The organism is Mycetohabitans sp. B3, assembly GCF_021498065.1.
GTDB lineage: Bacteria > Pseudomonadota > Gammaproteobacteria > Burkholderiales > Burkholderiaceae > Mycetohabitans.
Window position 1 is genome coordinate 1 of sequence record NZ_JAHLKN010000128.1, and the last position, 602, is coordinate 602.

General features: G+C 60.0%; 2 protein-coding genes. Both read left to right on the forward strand.

All coding sequences use genetic code 11. The features are described 5' to 3' along the window. The coding region (locus KQH55_RS15900; protein WP_235091649.1) for a hypothetical protein at positions 1-358 on the forward strand (358 nt) is incomplete at its 5' end. Continuing rightward, positions 342-602, forward strand: a 261-nt coding sequence (locus KQH55_RS15905; protein ID WP_235091650.1) for an acyl-CoA dehydrogenase family protein, incomplete at its 3' end; no start/stop codon positions are given. The genes KQH55_RS15900 and KQH55_RS15905, both read left to right, overlap by 17 nt.

The following is a 602-nucleotide window of genomic DNA, read 5'->3' on the forward strand; positions in this document are numbered from 1 at the left end:
CGTCGTTCGCTCCTCGTGCGAAGGCTACCTCTTGCTGGGGCGGCTTGATCGTATGATTAAGCGTCATGGATACCGGATTGAGTTGGATGAGATTGAATCATGTCTGGCTGCCCATCCTGACCTGACCGCCTGTGCGGTGGTCAGCTCCGGTTCCGACGGGAACACCACCATCACGGCATTTGTCGTGACTCGCGATATCCCGGTCTGCCCCACCGATTTGAGTCGGTTCTGTTACAACCGACTCGCACAGTACATGGTGCCCGACCAATTTCGCTACCTTCCTGATCTGCCCCGCACCTCGACGGGCAAGACCCACTATCAACTTTTGAAGCGTCAGTGCAATGCCAAACCCGCCTGATGAACGACGAGTCGCGCTGCGCGAGCATGCCGCCTGTTTTGCCCGCGACCAGCTCAGTATAGACATCGCAGCCGCCGAGCGTGCCAGCACTTTTCATCGGGACGGCTGGCGCCGATGCGCAGAATTTGGCCTGTTCAGTATGGCCCTACCCGAGGAGTACGGGGGAGCGGGCGCGCCGCTGTCCGACCTGCTTGCCGTCATGGACGGCCTGGGATACGGCAGCGAAGACTTGGGACTGCTGTTC